Consider the following 20,403-nt stretch of genomic DNA (forward strand, 5'->3'; position numbering starts at 1 on the left):
CGCCGCGTGGGTGCCTCGAACGCGACGACGGGCGACGGGGGGTGCGGCGGGCTCGGCGCGCGCGCGGCGGGTGCGCTCGTGCCGTTCGCGCTGTGGGCCGCGGCGATCGCCGTCGTGAGCGCCGCGGCGCCATACCGGCCGGCGCTCGACGACCCGGAGCTGCTCCACCTGGCGCGCAGCCTGGCCGAGCACCACGCGCTCGCGACGGACGGGCCGTTCCTGCGCGTGCCGCTGTGGCAGCTCTTGCTAGGCGCGGGCTTCGCCGTGGCGCCGGAGCGCGCCGCGGTGCTGGGCCTCCAGGCGGCGTGCGTCGCGCTCGCGTTCGCGTCGGCGAACGCGCGGCGCCGCGCGTCGTGGCCGCGCGCCGACGAGGCGCCGGGTGTGCGCGCGCGCATCGCGGTGTTCGGCGCGCTCGCCCTGTCCCCGCAGCTCGTGCTGTACGCGCGGCACACGCCGACCGAGATCGCCCTCGGCGCGCTCGCGCTCGCGGCGGCGGCGCTCGCCCCGCGCGCGGAGCCCGTGCTCGCGTCGCGCGACACGTCCGCGCCGGACGCCGCGCGCGCGTCGCGCGCCGCGCGCTCGCTGGCGCCGCGCTTCCTCGCGCTCGGCGCCGTGGTGGGCGCCGCCGCGATGACGAAGGCCGCGGGCGCCGCGCTGGCGATTCCCGCGGCGGTCTGGGCGCTGCGCGCGCGCGGCGCCGAGCGCTTCGCAGCGCGCGTCGCCGCGCCGCTCGCCGCGGGCGCGCTCGCCGTCGTCGTTCCGCTCGCGGCGCTCGCGCTCGCGCAGCGCGGGGCACCGCTCGACGACACGTCGGCCTTCAACCTCGGCGCGCTCGACGTCGACGCGTGGCTCGCGGCGGGCGCGCCGCCCGCGCGCAGCGCCGCGGCCCTCGAGAGCTTCCGCGCGATCCTGCTCGCCGACCCGCTCGGCTATCTCGGCGGCGCGCTCGAGCGCGCGGTCGAGTGGCTGCTGCTGCCGAGCAGCCTCGAGCTGCGCTTGTGGATTCCCGAGTACCCGGCGCTCGTCGTCGAGGTGCTCGACGTCGCCGCGTTCTTCGGGATCGCGACGCTCGCGGTGCTCGGCACGACGCGCGCGAGCGCGCCGGAGTGGATCCTGCCGCTCGCGCTCTGGCTCGCGTGCGCGTTCCCGCAGAAGACGCCGCACACGCCGAAGGTGACGGTCGCCATCGCGCTCGCACCGCTCGCCGCTCGCGGGCTCGCGTCGCTCGGGCGGAGCGCGCGCACCGCCGCCGGGCGCGCGCGATGAGCGCGAACGAGCGCGACGCCACCGCGCCGTCGGCGTCGCCCGCGCGCGATCGCGGACTCGTCGCGCTTGCGCGCGATCGCGGACTCGTCGCGCTGGTACTCGTCGCGCTGCTGCTCGTCGCGACGACGCAGCTCGCGGCCATCGACCTGTGGTGGCAGCTGCGGGCGGGCCGGTGGATCGCCGAGCACGGCCTGCCGACGGTCGACCCGTTCAGCTTCGGCTTTCCGGGGCGGCCGTGGATCGAGCAGCGATGGCTCTTCTTCACCGCGGCGCACGCGCTCGCGAGCCGCTTCGGCCTGAACGCGCTGATCGTCGCGAAGCTCGTCGTGCTCGCGCTGTGCTTCGCGGGTCTCGACCGCGCGATGCGGCCCGCGCGGGCGTGGGCGCGCGCCGCGGGCCTGGCCGTCGCCGTGCTGCTGCTGCACTCGCGCCTGCGCTTCCGCCCCGAGCTCGCCACGTACGCCGGCGTGATCGCGATGCTCGTGGCCTTCGAGGCGCACCGCGCGCGCGCGCGCGCGGCGGAGGCGCTGGGTGTGGTGGAGGGCGAGGCGCGCGCGTTCGGTGCGAGCGCGCGCGCGCTCGCATGGCTGCCGCTCGTGCAGGTCGTGTGGAGCAACGCGCACACGCTGTGGATCGTCGGGCCGGCGCTCGCGTGGGCGGCGTGGGGGGCGGAGGCGCTCGCCGCGCGCGCGCCGCGCGCGGCGGACCGGCTCGGCCTCGAGCCCGCGCTGTCGCGGCGCGCGCGGCGCGAGCTCGCGCTCGCCGCCGGCGCGGTGACGCTCGCCGCGTTCGTCACTCCCTATCTCTTCATGGGCTACGTCTATCCGACCACGATCGTCGAGCAGATCGGCGTCGGGTCGAAGCTGCGCGAGGCGATCGTCGAGCTGCGCAGCCCGTTCGCGTTCCGCGCCGACGCGGTCTACTTCGGGACGTACGTCGGTGCGCTCGCCGTGTCGCTCGCCGGGTGGCTGCTTCCCGGACGCGCGCCGCTCTTCCGGGTCGTCGCGTGGGCGGGCTTCGTCGGCTTCTCGCTCCTGTCGTCGCGCAACACCGCGCTGCTCGGCCCGGTCGCGGGCTGGGCGCTCGCGCGCCAGCTCGCCGACGCCGAGGCGAGCGGCATGCGCGGGCTGTCCGCGTTGCGCGCCGCCTCGCGCGCGCTCGCGCTCGCGATCGCGGTCGGCCTCGGGGCGGCGGCGGCGACGGATGCACTCTGGCGCCCGCGCGGCTGGCACCAGCGCTTCGGCTTCGGCGTGCGCCAGGAGATCTTCCCGATCGAGGCGATGGCGTTCGCGGCCGAGCACGGCCTGCCGCGCCCCGTGTTCTCGAGCCTCTCCGACGCGAGCTACCTGATCCACGAGGGCGGCGAGGGCAGCGTCTACCTCGACGGGCGCCTCGAGGTGTACGGCGTCGACATCGTGCTCGAGAACACGCGCCAGCTCGGCGAGCGCGGCGCCATGCTGCGCATCGTCGACGCGCTCGGCCTCGACACCGCGCTGCTCGAGTTCCCGCTCATGGCGCAGGCGATCCGCGACTTCGAGGCGCGGCCCGACTGGGTGCCCGTCTACTACGACCGCGCGCACGCGCTCTACCTGCGGCGCACGCCGGCGACCGCGCCGCTCGCCGACGCGCTCGCCCTCGACTGGAACGCCGCTGCGCGCCCGCGCGCCGCGATCCCGCGCGCGCTCGACCCGCCCGACTGGCTCGACGGCCTCGCGCCGCGCATGGCGGACGCGACGGACGCGAGCGGGCGCGCCGCGCTGCTCGCCCACGTCGGCGCGCGCGATGCGGCCGCGCGCGCGAGCGAGGAGGTGCTCGCGCTGCGCCCCGACGACCTGCCCGCGCGCGTCTTCCTCGGCGCGCTCGCCGAGGCGCGCGGCGACGACGCGACGGCGCGCGCGCACTTCGCGCGGGTGGCGGAGCGCGACCTCGCGCGCGACGACGTCGTCGAGGTGCGGCTGCAGGTGGCGGCGAGCGAGGGCGCGCGCGAGCTGCGCGTCGCGCTCGCGCGCGACGCGCTCGCGCGCGGCAATCGCTCCGGCGCCGTGCTCGCCGCGATCACCGACGGCGCCTTCGACGTCGCGCACCCCGACGAGGCGGCGCGCTTCCTCGCGGAGCAGATCCGCGACGAGGAGGCGCGCGGCGCCGGTGCCGCGTCGCTCGCGCCGCTGCACGCGGCGAGCGGGCTCGTCGCGCAGCGGAGCGGCCGCTTCCGCGACGCGGCGTACTACTACGAGCGGTCGCTCGCGCTCGACGCCGCGCAGCCGAAGCTCTGGCGCGCGCTCGTCGCGTGCTACGAGCGCGCGGGCCTCGCGGATGCGGCGCGCGCGGCCGCGCAGCGCGCGCGCGACGCCGGGGTCGCGACGGACGGGCGTTGAGCGCGCGTCACCCGGCGGCGCCGTCGCCCGCGTCGCCGCCGTCGCCGGGCTCGTCTTCGAGCGGCGGCAGCAGGTCCGCGAGCGGCACGACGAGCAGTGTCGGGTCGAGGATCTTCGGCAGCGACTCGCGCCGCACGAACAGCACCGCCTGCGGGCCGACGACGAGCGCCGCATAGTCGCGCCGGAAGCTCGGGTGGTCGCGCAGCCCGCGCGAGCCGAAGTCGATCAGGTCGGGGCGCACGACGTCGAGCACGTAGTCCCAGTCCCACTTCGAGTGGCCGGGGATGAAGCGATCGACCTCGAGGTGGGCGATGTGGCGATCGGCGCGGCCGAGCACGTCGACGCTCGGTCGCTCGGCGAAGTACGGCCCGATGCCCGCCCAGTGCGCGGCGACGAGCGTGTCGCCGCGCGTTGCGCGCTGCAGGAAGCGCGCGCGCTCGAAGTTGCCCTGGTTCTCGGCGTGGAAGAGCGTCGGCGCCGACGGCGTCGTCCACTCGTGCATCGCGGCGGGCGGGCCACCGGCCGCGAACGCGAGGACGGGCGCGGCGACGGCGAACGCCGCGCGCACGGCGGCGGGAGCGCGCGCGGCGGCGCGGAACGCGCCCGCCGCGGCGAGTACGGCCACGGCCGGGAGCACCTGCACGAGGTAGCGGCTGCCGTAGTCGCGCACCCAGTCGCCGCCGACCTGGACGTGATAGGCGGTCGCGAGCGCGACGAACGCGGCGAGCAGCACGGCTTCGGGATGCGCGCGCGCGTGCGTGTGCGCGGTGGCCGGTGCGCCCGGCGGTGCGGGCTCGCGCACCGCGCTCCACACGGCCCACGCGGCGAGCGCGAGCGCGGGCAGCCAGCGCCACCCGAAGGCGAGGAGCTGATCGACTCCGCTCGCCAGCACCTTCGCGAGCGGGGAGCCCGTCGCCTTCAGGTAGTAGGTGTTCGGGAGCGGGTCGCCGTAGTAGGCGAGGCCGAACGCGACGAGCGCGATCCAGAGCGCGGCGATCGCGGCGAGCGTCGGTGCGGCGGCGCGCCCGCGCGCGCCCGGCGCCGCCGTCCACGCGGCGACGGCCGCCGCGGCGAGCGCGAAGAGCGTCGCGTCGGGGCGCACGAGCACGGCGGCGGCGAGGGCGCCGACGGCGATCGCTCCGAGCCTGCGCGCGCGCGCGAACGACGCGGCGGCGACGAACAGGCAGGTGGCGACGAAGATCGTGTCGGCGCCCTGCAGCGCGAAGATCTGGTGCGGTGCGCAGACGAGGAGGGCGAGCGCGGCGCCGACGCCCGCCCATTCCTCTCCGCCGCGCGCGCGCGGCGAGGTCTCGCTCGCCGCCGCGTCGCGCGGGCCGGACGCGCGGCGCGCGAGGTCGGTCGCGCGGCGCGCGGCGAGCGCGCTCGTCGCGACGAGCGCGGCGAGCGCGAGCAGCTGGATCCAGAGCGACGCCGTCTCGGGGCGCGCGCCGAGCGCGTGGACGCCCGCCATCGCGAGCGTGAGGCCGAGGTTCGTGTAGCCCTGCACCGCCTCGCCGCCCGGGTTCCACACGAGCCCGTCGCCCGCGGCGAGGTTGCGCGCGTAGCGCATCGAGATCATGGCGTCGTCCCAGAGCACGAAGACGCGCGCGCCGCTCGCGCGGTCGACGAGCCCCGTGCGCGCCACGTAGTGCGCACCGATCGCGACCTGCGCGAGCAGCACGGCCGCGAGCGCGAGCGACGCCGCGCGCGCGCCTTCCCCGCGGTGCGCGGTCATCCCGTGTGCGCCGGTGCGGCGCGCCGGCGCCACGCCGCAGCGGCGCCGACGCCGCCGAGCATCGCGAGCAGCACGGCGCTCACGACCGCGAAGCGCACGATGTCGTCGGCGAAGAGCGGCGGCGCGGCGAGCACGAGGATCGCTCCCGTGAACGCGGTGAGGACGAAGAGCGCGCGCTCGTCGTCGCGGAAGACGAGCGCGAGCAGGCCGAGCGCCATGAAGTAGTAGTGCGAGAGGTAGAGCGCGGCGAACGAGAGCGGGAAGCCGAGGTAGAAGGCCTGCTCGAACGGCAGGCGCCGCGCGAGCACGACCGCGCCGCCGAGCACCGCGAGCACGAGCGCCGCGCGCGCCGGCCAGCGGCGCGCGACGTGGTCGGCCACGACTTCCTCCCAGTCGCGCGCGTCGCCCGCAACGCGCAGCTGCAGCATCGCCTCCTCGCCGTGCTCGTCCGACGGCAGCAGGATCGACTCGACGCCGACGCCGTTCAGTCCGAACGCCTTCTCCTGGGTCGCGATGCGGTGGAGGAAGAGCGACCAGGTGTTCGTCCCCGGCGGCGACGGGTTCAGCGCGCACACGGCGGCGATCGCGACGGCGGTCGCGGCGAACGACGCGTACAGGCGGCGGTGCGCGCGCAGGGCGGCGCGGCGCGCCGCGCCGCCCGGACGCAGCAGGTCGTGCGCCACCAGCGCGACCGCGAAGAAGACGGGGAAGATGCGGAAGTGCGCGGCGGTGGCGAGCGCGGCCCCCGCGATCGCGTAGCGGCGCGAGGCGAGCGCGAGCCAGGCGGCGACCAGGCAGAGCGCGAAGTCGTAGCGGAGGTAGCTGCCGCCGATGAAGCCGAAGTCGTTGAACGGGTTGGCGTACCAGAGCGCGGCGAAGGGCAGGGCGGCGTCCGCCCCGAAGCGCCACAGCACGAGCGCGAGCATCGCGAGCACGAGCGCGATGTCGACGTGGCGCAGGATCTCGAGGAAGGCGTAGGTCGACAGCCAGGGCTGGTTCGAGATGCGGCCGAAGAGCGTCGACGTGAGCGGTGTGCCGTTGTAGCCGTGGTCCTTCAGGATGGCGGAGCGGTGCCAGGACTCGACGCTCGGGAAGGCGTCGCGGAGCAGCGCGACGTCGGCGCGGAAGGCCTCCCAGCGCGCGTCCGTGAAGCGTTCGCGGATGCGCGCGCCCTCGCGCACGACGTCGGCGCGCGTGCGGTCGACGCGGTTCGTCGACAGGTTGCGGATGCGGTCGCGCGGGACGAAGTGCGCGGGGTCGTCCGCGTGGTCGGCGAGCACGATGCCCTCGTAGAGGTCGTCGTGGCCGAGCTCGCGGAAGTACTTGGTCCCGATGAAGTAGTGGAGGAACTCGTGGAGGTGGACGGTCGGCCGCGCGAGCACGGGCGTCGGGTCGTCGCCCCGCCGCTCGACGACGCGAAGGTGGCCGACGAACGTCAGCAGAACGGCGACCGCGAGCGCTGCGTGACGCATCGGCGCGTCGAGCCGGGCCTTCCATCCTTGGACGAGGGCGAGGACTGCCAATCCCGCGAGGATCAGCGCAAGCGAGATGCTCGTGTGGCCCATGGGCGCGCAACGGTATCACGCTCGCGTTGCGCGAACGCGGCGCGCGCGCGCGCGGTGCGACGTGAAATCGTCGCCGACGAACCGCGAAAAGCGGCGTCAATCCGCGGGCTTTCCAGCTTGACAGCCGAGAGATCGCCGCCGCATAGTCCCGGAGCACCGGATGGCGCGGCCGGCTTCGCCGTGCGCGAATCGTCGATGCGTCCGTGCGCCCGTACGCCTCGGAATTCCTTCGGCAAGTCAGTAGGTGTCATGCACGTGTTGTTCGCGCCGCCGTCGGTCCAGCTCGGAGCCCCGTCCTCGTTCGCGATCACCTGTGCACTGCTCGCCGCCGGCGCGTTCGCGTTCGCGCGGTCGAGCGGCGCAGTGCGCGCGCGGCGACGGCTTCGCATCGCGCTCCCGATCGCGCTCGCGGTGTCGATCGCACTCGTCGGTGCGACGCGCGCGCGCGCGCAGGGCGAAGGCGAGGGCGACGGCGAAGGTCAGCCGCAGGCCGACCCCGCGGCCGAAGTGATCAAGATCAAGGGCCAGCGCACGGACGTCCAGAAGCAGGACCAGCAGATCGCGATCACGTCGTTCGGCCAGGAGCAGCTCGACCAGCTCGGCGTGTCGGACGTCGCGTCGCTGCAGCAGAACGTGCCGTCGCTGCACATCGGGCAGTCGGGCACGCAGGCGGTCGTCACGCTGCGCGGCGTCGGCATCAACAACCTGTCGCTCACGGGCTCGCAGGGCGTGCTCGTCCACCAGGACGGCATCGCGCTCGGCCGGCCGACGGCCGTGCTCGGCGCGTTCTACGACATCGAGGCCGTGAACGCGCTGCGCGGTCCGCAGGGCACGCAGGGCGGCATCAACTCGACGGGCGGCTGGATCGAGATCAACTCGATCAAGCCGAGCGAGGAGTTCCAGGCCGAGGCGGACTACCAGATCGGCTCGTACAACGAGCACATCGTGCGCGGCTTCATCAACTCGCCGATCGTCGACGAGATGCTGATGGTGCGCGTGACGGGCCGGTACGAGCGCCACCAGGGCTACCAGCGCGGCATCGGTCGCAAGGCCGTCGGCCACAGGCAGGAGACGCTCTTCTGGGACGACGACGACGCCTGGGACAACGCGAACAACCTGCTCGCGCGCGTCCAGGCGCGCGGCCTGCTCGGCAACTTCGAGTACCACCTGACCGGGCAGCACGCGTTCCGCAAGGGCAACGGCCCCGCGCAGCACCTGCTCACCGAGCCCGGCACGCTCGCGCAGACGGGCTCGAACGTGGGCCTCGGCCCCGCGCCGGACGATCCGAACACGCCCGGTATCGACGAGCGGCTGAGCGGCCTGCCCGACGACCCGAGCACGCCGATCGACGAGAGCCTGAACTACGTGCGCACGGGGCTGTGGAACCGCTTCCCGCGCACGTCGACCGACCCGCGCGCGACGTACCGCGACTTCCCCGGCGGCCAGGACATCGAGCAGTGGTTCGCGCGCGCGTTCTTCGCGTACGACATCGACACGTCGCCGCTCGGCCCGGTCCGCGCCGAGCTGCTCTGGGCGTTCAACCGCACGCGCGTCGACGTCGACTTCGACTCCGACCTGACGGATGCCGACGCGATCAGCGTGTTCACGAACGCGCTCTCCGACCAGTACTCGGCCGAGTTCAAGCTGCGCTCGCGCGACCAGAGCCCGCTCAACTGGATGATCGGGGCGATCTGGTGGCAGGAGAAGACGGACACCGAGGCGTTCGTCGACCTGAGCGGCGGCAACTCGGCGACCGACTTCGGCATCCTCAACGGCATCGAGACCGATCACCTCTCGGGCTTCGCCGAGACCACCTACGACCTCACCGAGGCGTTCAAGCTCGGCGCCGGCGTGCGCTGGAGCGAGGACACGAAGGATCTCGCCGCGACGCGCCAGAACGTGAACCTGAGCGTCGATCCGAACTCGGGCGGCTCGCTGCCGCCGACGCTCGAGTTCCTCCCGACGATCCGGCTCGAGGAGCCGTTCCAGGCGGTCACGTACAAGGCCTTCGGCCGCTGGCAGCTGACCGACCAGAGCAGCCTCTCGCTCAGCTACACGACGGGGTTCAAGCCCGGCGGCTTCCCGCTCGGCCAGGACTGCGCGCTGAGCGGCGCGGGCAACACGGGCAGCACCGACAAGTGCGCCTCGTACGGGGCGGAGAAGGTCCGCCAGGTCGAGCTCACGTCGAAGAACTACTTCTTCGACCAGCGCATGATGCTCAACACGACGCTCTTCTGGACGGACTACGACCCGTTCCAGGTGTGCTTCGTGCTCGGCATCGACTTCAAGTGCGAGGACAACGGCGACGCGCTCGTGCGCGGCTTCGAGATCGAGTGGCAGGTGTTCCCGACGCCGGAGCTCTCGCTGATCGGCAACTTCAACCTGCTCGACGCGAAGATCGACAACTTCCGCCTCGCCGACCCCGGCGAGCCCAACCAGATCCCGGGCACGACGATCGACAACCCGAAGGCCGGCGTGCAGCAGGATCTCTCGGGCAATCCGCTCCCGCGCTCGCCGAAGTACAACCTCAACTTCGTGCTGCGTTACGAGATCGACACGACGACGCTCGGGCTCCCCGCCTGGGGCAAGGTCGCGCCGCAGGTGCAGTACACGTACCAGAGCCGCACGACGTTCCGGGAGTGGGACACGCCGCAGTACGACCAGCGGCGCACGCACCACGTGAACCTGCGCATCAGCTGGATCAGCCAGGACACGCGGTGGAGGGCGGAGGCCTTCATCGACAACATCACCGATCTCGACAAGCGCACGTTCGTGAGCTTCGGCGTGCAGGGATCGGTGCAGGCGCAGTACGCGCCGCCGCGTCGCGCCGGCATCAAGCTCGGCTACAGCTTCTAGCGCCGCGCGCCGCGCGCCGCGCGCCCCGCACCCGGCCCGCGCTCCGGGGGCAGGCTGCGCGCAGAGGTGGCGCAGGTCGCTCCATTTTCCGGCCTTCCCGCTCGCGCCTCGAGGGGGAAGTGGCGTAGGATGCGCCGCTTCCGGGCGAAGCGGGGCTCGCATGAACTCGACCTTCGCACGCGTGCTGCTCTTCCGGCACCTGGCGATCTGCGCCAGCGCGCTGATGGCGTACCTGCTGCGCCAGGAGCTGCGGGTCGGCTTCGCGGTGCTCGCGGTCGTCGCCGGCAGCGCGGTCCTCAACTTCGGCCTCTACCTGATGCGCGTGTCCGAGCGCGCCGAGCCGGTCGCGATGCGCGCCTCGCCGCTGATCGGCGTGGGCGCGTGGACGGCGCTCATCGGCGTGACCCACGGCGTCGCATCGCCCTTCGTCGCGGGGCTGTGGCTCGAGGTGATGCTCGCCGGGATGGTGTTCCAGCCGCTCTCGATCCTCCTCGTCACGGGAGCGACGGGCGCGGCGCTCGTCGCCCAGCAGCTCGTGCTCGGCCTGCACGGCGCCGTTCCGATGCTCGCGCTCGAGCTCGGCTTCCTCGGTGGCATGGGCGGCATCACGTACGCCTATCAACGGCGCGCGCAGCGGCGCGAGCACGAGCTCGAGAGCCAGCGCGAGACGCTCGGCAAGCGGCTCGGGGCGCTCGAGGGTGCGCTCGAGGACGAGCGCGCGCTCGGTCGCCTCGGCGAGAGCGTCGGGCGGCTCGCGCACGGCCTCAAGAACACCGTGCACAGCCTGCGCGGCTTCGTCGCGCTCATCGAGCCGAACGTGCACGAGCGCAGCCGCGCCGCGCTCGACGGCCTGCGGGCCGCGATCGACGACCTCGAGGAGCTCGCGCGCCTCACGCTCGAGGAGCGCGCGGCGGCCGGCGGGCTCGAGCGCGCGCGCGCGCGCTCGGGGCCGAACGCCGTGGTCGCGCGCTGCATCGCGGAGGTGCGCGCGACGCACCCCGACGTGAAGTGGACGCTCGACGTGCCGGCCGGCCTCCCCGACCTCGCCATCGGCGACGACGAGCTCGAGGAGGTGCTGCTCATCCTGCTGCGCAACGCGATCGAGGCGATGCGCGGGAGCGGCGCCGCCGAGCTCGCCGCGCACGCGCGCCGCGAGAGCCTGACGCTGCGCGTCTCCGACGACGGCCCGGGCGTCCCGGGCGACGACCTCGAGCGCATCTTCCGCGCCGGCTACACGACGAAGCCCGAGGGCAGCGGCTACGGCCTCTTCCTCGCGCGGCGCATCGCGGTCGAGCACGGCGGCGCGCTCGGGCTCGGCCCGCGCCGCGAGCGGGGCGCGGTGTTCGACGTGACGCTGCCCGTGCGCGGCGCCGCCGCGGACGGCGCCGCGGCGATCGCGGGCGCTGCCGCGGCGCGTGCGGAAGACGGGAACCGGGAGGCACCGCGATGAGCCGCATCCTGATCGTCGACGACGAGCGCTCGGCGCGCGAGTACCTGCGCGTGCTGCTCGACCAGGAGGGCTACGCGAACGCGACCGCCGCGAACGGCGTGCAGGCCATCGTCGAGCTCGAGGCGGGCGGCTTCGATCTCGTCGTGACCGACCTCCACATGCCCGAGATGGGCGGCGCCGACCTGCTCGCGCACGTCCGGCAGCGCTGGCCGAGCCTGCCCGTGATCGTGCTGACCGCCGCGTCCGACATCGCCGAGATCGTCGACCTCGTGCGGCAGGGCGCGACCAACTACCTCGTGAAGCCCGCGGCGCCGAACACCGTGCTCACGGCGATCGAGCGCGCGCTCGCGACGCGTCGCGCGCCGCCCGCCGAGGACGAGAAGCTCCAGGACATCGTGGGCGCGAGCAAGGCGATCGTCGAAGTGCGGCACCGCGTGATGCTCGCGGCGCGAAGCGACGTTCCCGTGCTCATCACCGGCGAGACGGGCACGGGGAAGGAGCTCGTCGCGCGCGCCATCCACCGCTGCTCGGGCCTCGCCGCGGGCCCCTTCGTCGCGCACAACTGCGCGGTGTCGCCGCGCGACCTCTTCGAGAGCCAGTTCTTCGGACACAAGAAGGGCGCGTTCACGGGCGCCGACTCCGACCACTCGGGCCTGCTGCGCGACGCGCACGGCGGCGTGCTGTTCCTCGACGAGCTCGAGACGCTCGACCCGATGTTCCAGGCGAAGCTGCTGCGCGTGCTCGACGACGGCGAGGTGCGGCCCGTCGGGAGCAGCCGCACGCACCGCGTGTCGGTGCGCTTCATCGCGGCGACCAACCGCGACGCGCGCGCGATGATCGAGGACGGCGAGCTGCGCGAGGACCTCTACTACCGCCTGCGCGGCTTCGAGATCCGCCTCCCGCGCCTGCGCGACCGCGCGCAGGACGTGCCGCTCCTCGTGCGCCACTTCCTGCCGGCCGGTGCGCCCGAGCCGACGGACGAGGCGCTCGACGCGCTCCAGCAGGCGCCGTGGCCCGGCAACGTACGCGAGCTGATGAACGTCGTGCGCAGCGCGTCCGCGGTCGCGGGCGGCGACGCGCTCGCGCTCGAGCACCTGCCGCCCGGCTACGAGCCGGGCGCCAGCGTGGAGGACGACCGGGACGTCGACGGCGCCGAGGGCGGCGCGCTGCGGATCGCCGAGGGGCTCTCGCTCAAGGAGATCGAGCGACGCGCCATCCTGCACGCGCTCGACCAGTGCGACGGCAACCGCAGCCGCGCGGCGCGGCTGCTCCAGATCGATCGCTCGACGCTGCGCCGCAAGCTCCAGGAGTTCGGGATCGAGGGGAAGTAGCGCGCGCTCGCGCGCGCTCTCTCGGCTCGGCGCGCAGCGCCGATCAGGTCGGGTCGACGGGCGGGCCGAGCCAGGTGTCGCCCGCGCGGTAGCGGGCGCGTCGCTGCTCCATCTCGTGTGCGGACACGTGATCGTCGTCGGCGACGGCGCGGGCGATGGCGCGGGCGATCGCGGCATCCGCATCCGCGCGGCGGCCGACGGCCGCATAGGCGGCCGCGACACCGTCGAGGAGGCGCGCCGTCGGAGCGCCCTCGAGCGCGGGGGCGGCCTCGCGCAGCGCGCGCTCGGGGTCGCGCAGGTCGTCGGCGCGGCTCGTGGCGAGCAGGAACACGAGCTCGGCGCGCACGCGCGGGTCGTCGCTTCCGAGTCGGAGCGCTTCGCTCAGGTGGTGCAGCGCGCGCACGTGGCGCTGCTGGCCCGCATACGCGAGCCCGAGCAGCGCGTTCGAGCGCGCGTCGCTGCCGCCGCGGCGCTCCGCGCGCAGCAGCTCGACCAGCGCGCCGTCGAAGCGCCCGCGCTCGAGCAGCAGCTCGCCGAGCGCGTAGCGGAGCGCGACGTCGTCGGGGGCTTCGGAAGCGCGGTGGTGCGCGAGCGCGATGCGCGCGTCGAGCGCGCGCTTGCGCTCGATGCGCGCGAGGTGGAGCCGTGCGTCCGGGTCGTCGGGCGCGAGCCGCACCGCCTCGCGCATCTCGCGCTCGGCGCCCTCGACGTCGTCGAGCCTCTCGAGCACGACGCCGTACAGCTTGCGGACGTGCGCGACCTCGGGCGCGTCGCGCAGCGATTCCGCGAGCGCGTCGCGCGCGGGCGCGAGCCGGCCGGCCTGGGCGTGCGCGACGGCGCGATCGTAGGCCGCACTCGCGCGGGCGCGCGCCGCGGCGCCGTCGTCGCCGCAGGCCGCGACACTCCACGCGACGGCGGCGAGCAGGGCGAGCGCGACGCCGCGGCGTCGGCGGCCCGGGCGGGATCGGCGCGGACGAGCGATGGGGATCACGGCCTCGCAACGGAGCTGCAGCGCGCGTGCAGCGGGCTCGAAGGGTCGATCGGAGGCGGCGCAGTATATCGGATGGGACGCGGGCGGACGGGTATGCTCGGGCGCCGCGCGACGGACGCGCGCGGTGCCGGGGGGCTTCGTGAGCGAGCGCTCGAGCGAGCGGGGGGAGGAGCGCGTCGCGCCGCGCGCCGCGGCGGTCGCCGCGGGAGTCGCGGTGCTGGTCGTGCTCGGTGCGCTCGCGTACGAGAACGCGCTCGACGCCGGCTTCGTCTACGACGACCTCGTCAACATCACGCAGCGCGCGTCGCTCCACTGGTCGCGCGCGACGCTCGCCGGCTGGGTCGAGGCCGTCGTCGACAGCCCGTCGAAGCGGCCCGTCGCGCTCGCGACCTTCGGTCTGCAGTACCGCTTCGGGCTCGCGGACGCGCGCGCGTTCCACGCGATCAACGTCGCGCTCCACCTCGCGAACGGCCTGCTCGCGTGGGCCTTCGCGTGGCTCGTGTTCGCGCGCGCGCGCACGCTGCGCGGACAGGCGCAGCCGCCGCCGCACGCCGTCGGCGCCGCGGCGTTCGCGGCCGCACTGCTGTTCGTCGTGCACCCCGTCCAGACGCAGGCCGTCACGTACGTCGTGCAGCGCATGAGCTCGCTCGCCGCGACGTTCCACCTGCTCGCGCTGATCGCGTTCGTGCTCGGGCGGCGCAGCGCGAGCTCGGGGCGGCGCGCGACGCTCTACGGCGCGGCGGTCGCCGCGTGGGGCCTCGGTCTCGGATCGAAGGAGACGGCCGCCGTCGCGCCGCTCGCGGCGTGGCTCTACGAGTGGTACTTCGAGCGCGACCTCGACCGCGCCTTCCTGCGACAGAGCGCCGTCGTGCTGCTGTTCGTCGGCGCGCCGACCGCGGTGGCCGCCTACGTGATGCTCGAGATGAGCGGCTACGACCCGTTCTCGAGCTATCCGGACAAGGACTTCACGCCGCTCGAGCGGCTGCTGAGCGAGCCGCGCGTGCTCGTGATGTACGCGAGCCAGATCCTGTGGCCCGCGCCGTCCCGGCTGTCGCTGCTGCACGACATCGCGCCGTCGCGCGGGCTCGCGTCGCCGGCGACGACGCTCCCGGCGCTCGCGGCCGTGCTCGCCGCGCTGGCCGCGATCGCGGCGCTCGCGCGGCGCCACCGCGTCGCGTCGTTCGGGCTCGCGTGGTGGTTCCTGCACCTCGCGATCGAGTCGACGGCACTGCCGCTCGCGCTCGCGATGGAGCATCGCCACTACCTGCCGCTGCTCGGGCCGGCGATCGCGGCGAGCTGGGTCGCGGGATCGCTGCTGCGCGCGCGACCGTCCGTCGCGGCGGCCGCGCTGGCCGCGGTCGCGATCGCGCTCGCCGGCGCGACGCACGCGCGCAACGACGTCTGGCGGACGCCCGAGGGCCTGTGGCGCGACGTCCTCGCGAAGTATCCCGACGAGTTCAGCGCGCACGTCAACCTCGGCTTCGAGCTCTCGGGGCAGGGGCGCTTCGCCGAGGCGCTCGAGGTCTTCGAGCGCGCCGAGCGGCTGCGGCCGGGCGACGCGCGCATCGAGGCGAACATCGGCAATGCGCTCACCGGGCTCGGTCGGAGCGGCGAAGCGGTCGCGCGCTACGAGCGCGCACTCGAGCTCGAGCCCGACAATCCGCTCACGCCGCTCGGGCTCGGACGCGCGCAGCTGCTGGCCGGGCGGGTCGACGAGGCGCGCGCCACGTTCGCGCGCGCGGCCGCCGCGACCGACGCGGCCGAGGCCTGGCTCGCGCTCGGCGACGTCGAGCTCCTGCGCGGCGACGATCGCGCTGCGCGCCGCAGCTACGCGCGCGCGGTGCGCGCCGCTCCGCACGCGGCCGAGCCCGCGCTCAAGCTCGGCATCGTCGCGGCCAAGCGCGGCGAGCACGGGCGCGCGATCGTGGACTTCGAGCGCGCGCGCTCTCTTTCGCCCGCACCGAGCCCCGAGCTCTTCTCCCACCTCGGGCTCGCGTACTGGTCGCGCGCCGAGGCGGCCCGCGACGCGCGCGACGGCGAGCGCGGCGACGCGGGGGACGAGGCGCGCGACGAAGCGCGCGACGAAGCGCGCGCCGTTGCGCTCGCGCGCGCCCACGCGCTCGCGCCCGCGTGGCCGGTGGCGCAGAACAATCTCGCCTGGATGCTCGCCACCGCGCGCGACCCCCGGCTGCGCGACCCGGCGCGCGCGGTCGCGCTCGCCGAGGCCGGGCTGCGCGCGCAGCCGGGCGACCTCGATCTCGGCAGCACGTATGCGACGGCGCTCGCCGCTGCGGGCGACCGCGAGCGCGCGGCCGCCGTCGCCGCCGAGGTCGCGCGCGGCGCGGCGCGCGCGGGGCGCGCCGACCTCGCGGACGCGATGCGCGCGCTCGCGCGCGGCGACGCGGCGGTCCTTCCCGGTGGCGCGAGCGGTGCGCGTGACTGAGCGCGCGCCGGGCTCGCGCGCCCCGGCCGCGCTCGGGCCGCGCGCGGCGTGCGCGCTCGGCGCGCTCGCGATCGTCGCCGTCGTCGCGTTCGCCTACGCGCGCGCGCTCGACGCTCCGTTCACCTACGACGACCAGAACAACATCACGTTGAACCCCGGGATCCGGCTTCGATGGGATGCGTGGTCGAGCGTGAGGGGTCTTCGTCTGTGGAGCCCGACGCCTCGTCCAGTGGCGAACGGGAGCTTTGCGCTGTGCCACGCGGTGTTCGGTCTGGAGTCGTGGGGGTACCGGTTGGTGAACGTGGGGATCCACGTTCTGGCGTCGCTGTGCGTGGTGGGGGTGGTGCGTCGGTGGTCGCGTTCGTTCGACGCGTCGGGTCGACTCGAAGCGGGCTCGTACGCGTGGGCGGGCTGGATCGCGGGTCTCGTGTTCGCATCGCACCCGCTGGCGACGCAGTCGGTGACGTACGTGGTGCAGCGGATGACGAGCCTGTCGACGCTGCTGTACGTGGCGGCGCTGTGGGTGTGGCTGGTGGGGTCGTCGCGGTCGGTGGGGGCGCGGTGGCGCTGGCGTTCGGGCGCGGTGGTGCTGTGGGTGCTGTCGCTCGGCTCGAAGGAGATCGCGGCGACGTGGCCGGTCGTGGTGTGGCTGTGGGAGTGGGGGTACGGGTCGGGGCGGGAGGATCTCCGGGGGTACGTGCGTCGGACGGGCTGGATGTGGGGCGCGGCGGCGGTGCTGTTCGGGGTGCTGTTGTGGGCGTACGGCGGGTTCGACGGTGCGAGCGCGGGGAGCGTGTCGGGAGGGTATGCGCGCAAGCCGTTCACGTGGTGGGAGCGGTGGTGGACGGAGCCTCGGGTGTGGTGGAGGTACGTGGGTCTGTGGGTGTGGCCGTTGCCGTGGCGGCTGAGCGTGATCCACGCGGTGGAGATGTCGTCGGGCCCGTTCGGGACGTGGGGGACGGCGGTGTCGTGGCTGGGCTGGGTGGGTGTGTTGGCGGGGGGCGCGTGGGCGTGGCGTCGTGCGTCGACGCGGTGGCTGGGCTGGGTGATCGGATGGTTCTGGGTGCAGCAGTGGGTGGAGGGGACGGTGCTGCCGCTCGAGCCGATGTACGAGCACCGGACGTATCTGCCGTCGGTGGGTCTGTGTGCGGGGGTGGGGTACGGGGCGGTGCGATTGCGCGGGTGGGCGCAGGCGCGGGGGATGTCGCGCGCGGCGGCGGGCCGCGCACTCGCGCTCGTCGTCGCCTCCGTCGTCGCCGCGCTCGCGCTCGCGACCGCGGCCCGCAACGACGTGTGGCGCGACAACGTCGCGCTCTGGCGGGACACGGCGAGGAAGGCGCCGGGCCGCGCGGTCGCCCACGCGAACCTCGGCGTCGCGCTGCTCGAGGCGGGCGACCTCGCCGGTGCGCGCGCCGCGTTCGAGCGCGCGCTCGCGCTCGAGCCCGAGCACTCCTTCTCGCACCAGAACCTCGGCGCGCTCGACCTCGCGGCGCGCGACCTCGATGCGGCCGAGTCGCACTACCGCGCGGCGCTCGCGGCCGACCCGCGCGATGCGCTCTCGGTCGCCGGGCTCGGCGCGGTCGCGATGGAGCGGGGCCGCGTCGACGAGGCGATCGCGCTCCACGAGCGGTCGCTCGCGATGCGGTCCGATCCGCGCATCCACCGCAACCTCGGCCAGATCCATCTCGTGAGGGGCCGCGCGGACCTCGCGCTGCCGGAGCTGCGTCGCGCGGTCGCGATCGACCCCGCGCAGCCGATCGCGTGGCGGCGCCTCGCGGAGGCCGAGCTCGCCGCGGGAACGCCGCAGGGCGCGGCGCGCGCGTACGCGCGCGCGCTCGACGTCGAGCCCGCACTCGCGCTCGACGTCGAGCTCGCGCGCCGCGTGGCCGCGTCGCTCGCGCGCGCGGGCGCTCGCGACGCGGCGCGCGGCGTGCTCGCGCGCGCGCGGCGGCGGGCGCGCGCTCTCTCGGTCGCGCCGACGCGGCGGCCGCGCATGCGGCGGCCGCCGACGCGCTCCCGCCCGCGAGCGGCAGCGGCCCGTGACGCGCGCGCCCGCCGCGTCCGCGGCGCCCGCCGCGTCCGCCGCGCGCACTGCGCTCGGCGCGTTCGCGCTCGCGGTCGTCGTCGCCGCGCTCTACGCGCCCGTGCGCGAGCACGCGTTCCTCGCCTACGACGACGTGCTCTACGTGACGGAGAGCGACCCCGTGCGAGCGGGGCTCTCGCTCGCGACGCTCCGCTACGCGCTCACCGCGACGGACGCCGGCAACTGGCATCCCGTCACGTGGCTCTCGCACGCGCTCGACGTGTCGCTCTTCGGGCTCGACGCGGGCGCGCACCACGCGACGAGCGTCGCGCTGCACGCGGCGACGTCCGCGCTCCTGTGGCTCGTGCTCGCGGCGGCGACGCGCGCGCCGTGGCGCAGCGGGCTCGCCGCCGCGCTCTTCGCGCTCCACCCGCTGCGCGTCGAGTCGGTGGCCTGGATCGCCGAGCGCAAGGACGTCCTGTGCGGCCTCTTCTGGGTGGCCGCGCTCGGCGCGGAGACCGCCTACGCGCGCCGTCCGGGCGCGACCCGCTACGCGGCCGTCCTCGCGTGCGGCGCGCTCGCGCTCGCGAGCAAGGCGATGGCCGTGACGCTCCCGCTCTCGCTCGCGCTCTTCGACGTGTGGCCGCTCGGGCGCGTGCGCGCGCTGCGCGCGCGCGACGCGGCGCCCGCCGGACCGGACGCGTCGCTCGCGCGCGTCGCGCTCGAGAAGCTTCCGCTCCTCGCGCTCGCCGCGGCCGCGAGCGCGGTCGCGCTCGTCGCGCAGCGCGATGCCGGCGCCGTCGCGTCGCTCGAGGGCTTCCCGCTCGCCGATCGTCTGGCGACCGCCGTCGTCGCGGCCGCGACGTACGCGCGGCGCACGCTCTGGCCGAGCGACCTCGCCGTCTTCCATCCGCACCCGGTCGCGGGCTACGGAGCGCTGCGCGTCGCGCTCGCCGCCGCGGTGCTGGCGGCGCTCGCCCTCGCGGCCGCGCTCGTGTGGCGCCGGCGCGGCCGCGCGGCCTTCGCCTTCGGCGGGCTGTGGTTCGCGGGGACGCTCGTGCCGGTGATCGGGCTCGTGACCGTGGGCGAGCAGGCCATGGCCGACCGCTACACGTACGTGCCCTCGATCGGTCTCGCCGTCGCGATCGCGTGGCTCGCGCCGACGCGCGGGGGGGCGGCGCGCGTCGCCGCCGGCGTCGCGGCGGTCGCGCTCGCGGCGCTCGCGCTCGCGACGCGCGCGGAGCTCGCCCACTGGCGCGACGACGCGACGCTCTTCGCGCGCGCGCTCGAGGTGACGCGCGACAGCCGCGTCGCCCACCTGAACTACGGCAACGCGATCGAGGGACGCGCGCCCGTCGCGGAGCAGATCCGCCACTTCGAGCGGGCCGTCGCGCTCGGGCCGGGCGACGCGCTCGCGCGCTATCACCTCGCGCGCGCCTTCGCACTCGCGGGCGACCTCCCGCGCGCGCGCGCCGAGTACGAGCGCTCGCTCGCGCTCGACCCGTCCGACCCGCGCGCCTGGAACAACTACGGCAACGTGCTCGCCGCGGGCGGCGAGCGCGACCGCGCGCTCGACGCCTATCGGCGCGCGCTCGCGCTCGACCCGTCGCACGCGACGGCGAGCTTCAACCTCGCGATGGCCGCGCTCGAGGACGGCGACCTCGCGGGCGCGCGGGCGCTCGCGCTGCGCTTCGCCGCGGGCGAGCGCGACCGGAGCGCGGACGTCGAGCGCCTCGCGCGCGCGTTCGCCGACCGCGGCGATCTCGCGACCGCCGCCGCGGTCGTCGAGCGCCGCGCGCGCGACGAGGCGCGGGCGGCCGCGCTGCTCGCGGGCTTCGCGTGGGCCGACGCGCGCGAGGCGCAGGCGATCGAGGCGGCCGAGCGCGCGGTCGCGCTCGCTCCCGACGTCGCGGCGTTCGCGAACGACCTCGCGTTCATGCGCGCGACCGCGCGCACGCCCGCGCTGCGCGACGCGGCGCGCGCGCGCGACCTCGCGCTGCGCGCGCTCGCGCTCGATGCGCCTCGCCGCGACCCCGAGGTGCTCGATACACTCGCGGCCGCGCAGGCGGCGGCGGGTGACGTCGCGGGGGCGATCGCGACGGCCGACGAGGCGGCGGCGCTCGCGCGCGCCGAGGGGCGCGAGGCGCTCGCGCGCGCGATCGAGGCGCGAGCGCGACGCCAGGCGGAGGGCGCGGCGACGGTGGAGACGGCGGCCGGGCGGGCGAGCGCCGATGGCATCGGGCGGCCCGACGGCGCGTTCGCGCGCGATCCCCGCGCCGAGGCGCCGCACTCGGGCCCGGCGCCGCGCGCGGGCGAGCCGCAACGCGCGGGTCCGGCCGGGCCGGCGCCGCGGACGGAACGTTAGGTG

The 20,403-nt window shown here is 75.6% G+C and carries 11 protein-coding genes; 7 read left to right on the forward strand and 4 right to left on the reverse strand.

What is annotated here, in order from left to right:
* The first annotated feature begins 6 nt into the window (after positions 1-6).
* Complete coding sequence (locus R3E88_16485) at positions 7-1,266, forward strand: hypothetical protein (GenBank protein MEZ4218085.1); 1,260 nt, start codon at positions 7-9, stop codon at positions 1,264-1,266.
* Positions 1,263-3,641, forward strand: coding sequence for a hypothetical protein (locus R3E88_16490; GenBank protein ID MEZ4218086.1), 2,379 nt, complete (start codon positions 1,263-1,265; stop codon positions 3,639-3,641). Before R3E88_16485 ends, R3E88_16490 begins: the two co-directional genes overlap by 4 nt.
* Before the next feature lie 7 nt (positions 3,642-3,648).
* On the opposite strand, the gene R3E88_16495 is transcribed toward R3E88_16490, so the two are convergent.
* Both R3E88_16495 and R3E88_16500 read right to left on the reverse strand, forming a co-directional pair.
* Complete coding sequence (locus R3E88_16495; protein MEZ4218087.1) at positions 3,649-5,376, reverse strand: hypothetical protein; 1,728 nt, start codon at positions 5,374-5,376, stop codon at positions 3,649-3,651.
* Positions 5,373-6,848 (reverse strand): hypothetical protein, encoded by a 1,476-nt coding sequence (locus tag R3E88_16500; protein MEZ4218088.1) that lies wholly within the window; start codon positions 6,846-6,848, stop codon positions 5,373-5,375. Before R3E88_16500 ends, R3E88_16495 begins: the two co-directional genes overlap by 4 nt.
* 342 nt (positions 6,849-7,190) lie before the next feature.
* Between R3E88_16500 and R3E88_16505 the strand changes: the two genes are divergently transcribed.
* The 3 genes from R3E88_16505 (at position 7,191) to R3E88_16515 (ending at position 12,578) form a co-directional block, all read left to right on the forward strand.
* A complete protein-coding gene (locus R3E88_16505; protein ID MEZ4218089.1) occupies positions 7,191-9,797 on the forward strand; it encodes a TonB-dependent receptor in 2,607 nt (868 codons plus the stop codon).
* A gap of 160 nt (positions 9,798-9,957) precedes the next feature.
* Positions 9,958-11,247: a HAMP domain-containing sensor histidine kinase gene (locus R3E88_16510; GenBank protein MEZ4218090.1), complete on the forward strand. Its 1,290-nt coding sequence runs from the start codon at positions 9,958-9,960 to the stop codon at positions 11,245-11,247.
* Positions 11,244-12,578, forward strand: coding sequence for a sigma-54 dependent transcriptional regulator (locus R3E88_16515; GenBank protein MEZ4218091.1), 1,335 nt, complete (start codon positions 11,244-11,246; stop codon positions 12,576-12,578). Before R3E88_16510 ends, R3E88_16515 begins: the two co-directional genes overlap by 4 nt.
* A gap of 43 nt (positions 12,579-12,621) precedes the next feature.
* Here the strand turns inward: R3E88_16515 and R3E88_16520 are convergent, their stop codons facing one another.
* A complete protein-coding gene (locus tag R3E88_16520) occupies positions 12,622-13,569 on the reverse strand; it encodes a tetratricopeptide repeat protein (protein MEZ4218092.1) in 948 nt (315 codons plus the stop codon).
* A gap of 139 nt (positions 13,570-13,708) precedes the next feature.
* On the opposite strand from R3E88_16520, the gene R3E88_16525 reads away from it, so the two are divergent.
* Positions 13,709-16,012, forward strand: a complete 2,304-nt coding sequence (locus R3E88_16525; protein ID MEZ4218093.1) for a tetratricopeptide repeat protein — start codon at positions 13,709-13,711, stop codon at positions 16,010-16,012.
* A gap of 123 nt (positions 16,013-16,135) precedes the next feature.
* Here R3E88_16525 and R3E88_16530 read toward each other — a convergent pair whose 3' ends face one another.
* Positions 16,136-16,837, reverse strand: coding sequence for a hypothetical protein (locus R3E88_16530; protein ID MEZ4218094.1), 702 nt, complete (start codon positions 16,835-16,837; stop codon positions 16,136-16,138).
* 1,214 nt (positions 16,838-18,051) lie between these two features.
* Between R3E88_16530 and R3E88_16535 the strand changes: the two genes are divergently transcribed.
* Positions 18,052-20,400, forward strand: a complete 2,349-nt coding sequence (locus R3E88_16535; protein ID MEZ4218095.1) for a tetratricopeptide repeat protein — start codon at positions 18,052-18,054, stop codon at positions 20,398-20,400.
* Positions 20,401-20,403 lie beyond the last annotated feature (3 nt).

The sequence above is a fragment of the Myxococcota bacterium genome (genome assembly GCA_041389495.1).
Classification (GTDB): Bacteria; Myxococcota_A; UBA9160; order UBA9160; family UBA4427; genus JAWKRT01.

What these genes read in the sequence shown, in the direction of transcription:
- R3E88_16490 (MEZ4218086.1), top strand. Translation starts at nt 1,263, where the DNA reads ATGAGCGCGAACGAGCGCGACGCCACCGCGCCGTCGGCGTCGCCCGCG.
- R3E88_16495 (MEZ4218087.1), bottom strand. Translation starts at nt 5,376, where the DNA reads ATGACCGCGCACCGCGGGGAAGGCGCGCGCGCGGCGTCGCTCGCGCTC.
- R3E88_16500 (MEZ4218088.1), bottom strand. Translation starts at nt 6,848, where the DNA reads ATGCGTCACGCAGCGCTCGCGGTCGCCGTTCTGCTGACGTTCGTCGGC.
- R3E88_16510 (MEZ4218090.1), top strand. Translation starts at nt 9,958, where the DNA reads ATGAACTCGACCTTCGCACGCGTGCTGCTCTTCCGGCACCTGGCGATC.
- R3E88_16515 (MEZ4218091.1), top strand. Translation starts at nt 11,244, where the DNA reads ATGAGCCGCATCCTGATCGTCGACGACGAGCGCTCGGCGCGCGAGTAC.
- R3E88_16505 (MEZ4218089.1), top strand. Translation starts at nt 7,191, where the DNA reads ATGCACGTGTTGTTCGCGCCGCCGTCGGTCCAGCTCGGAGCCCCGTCC.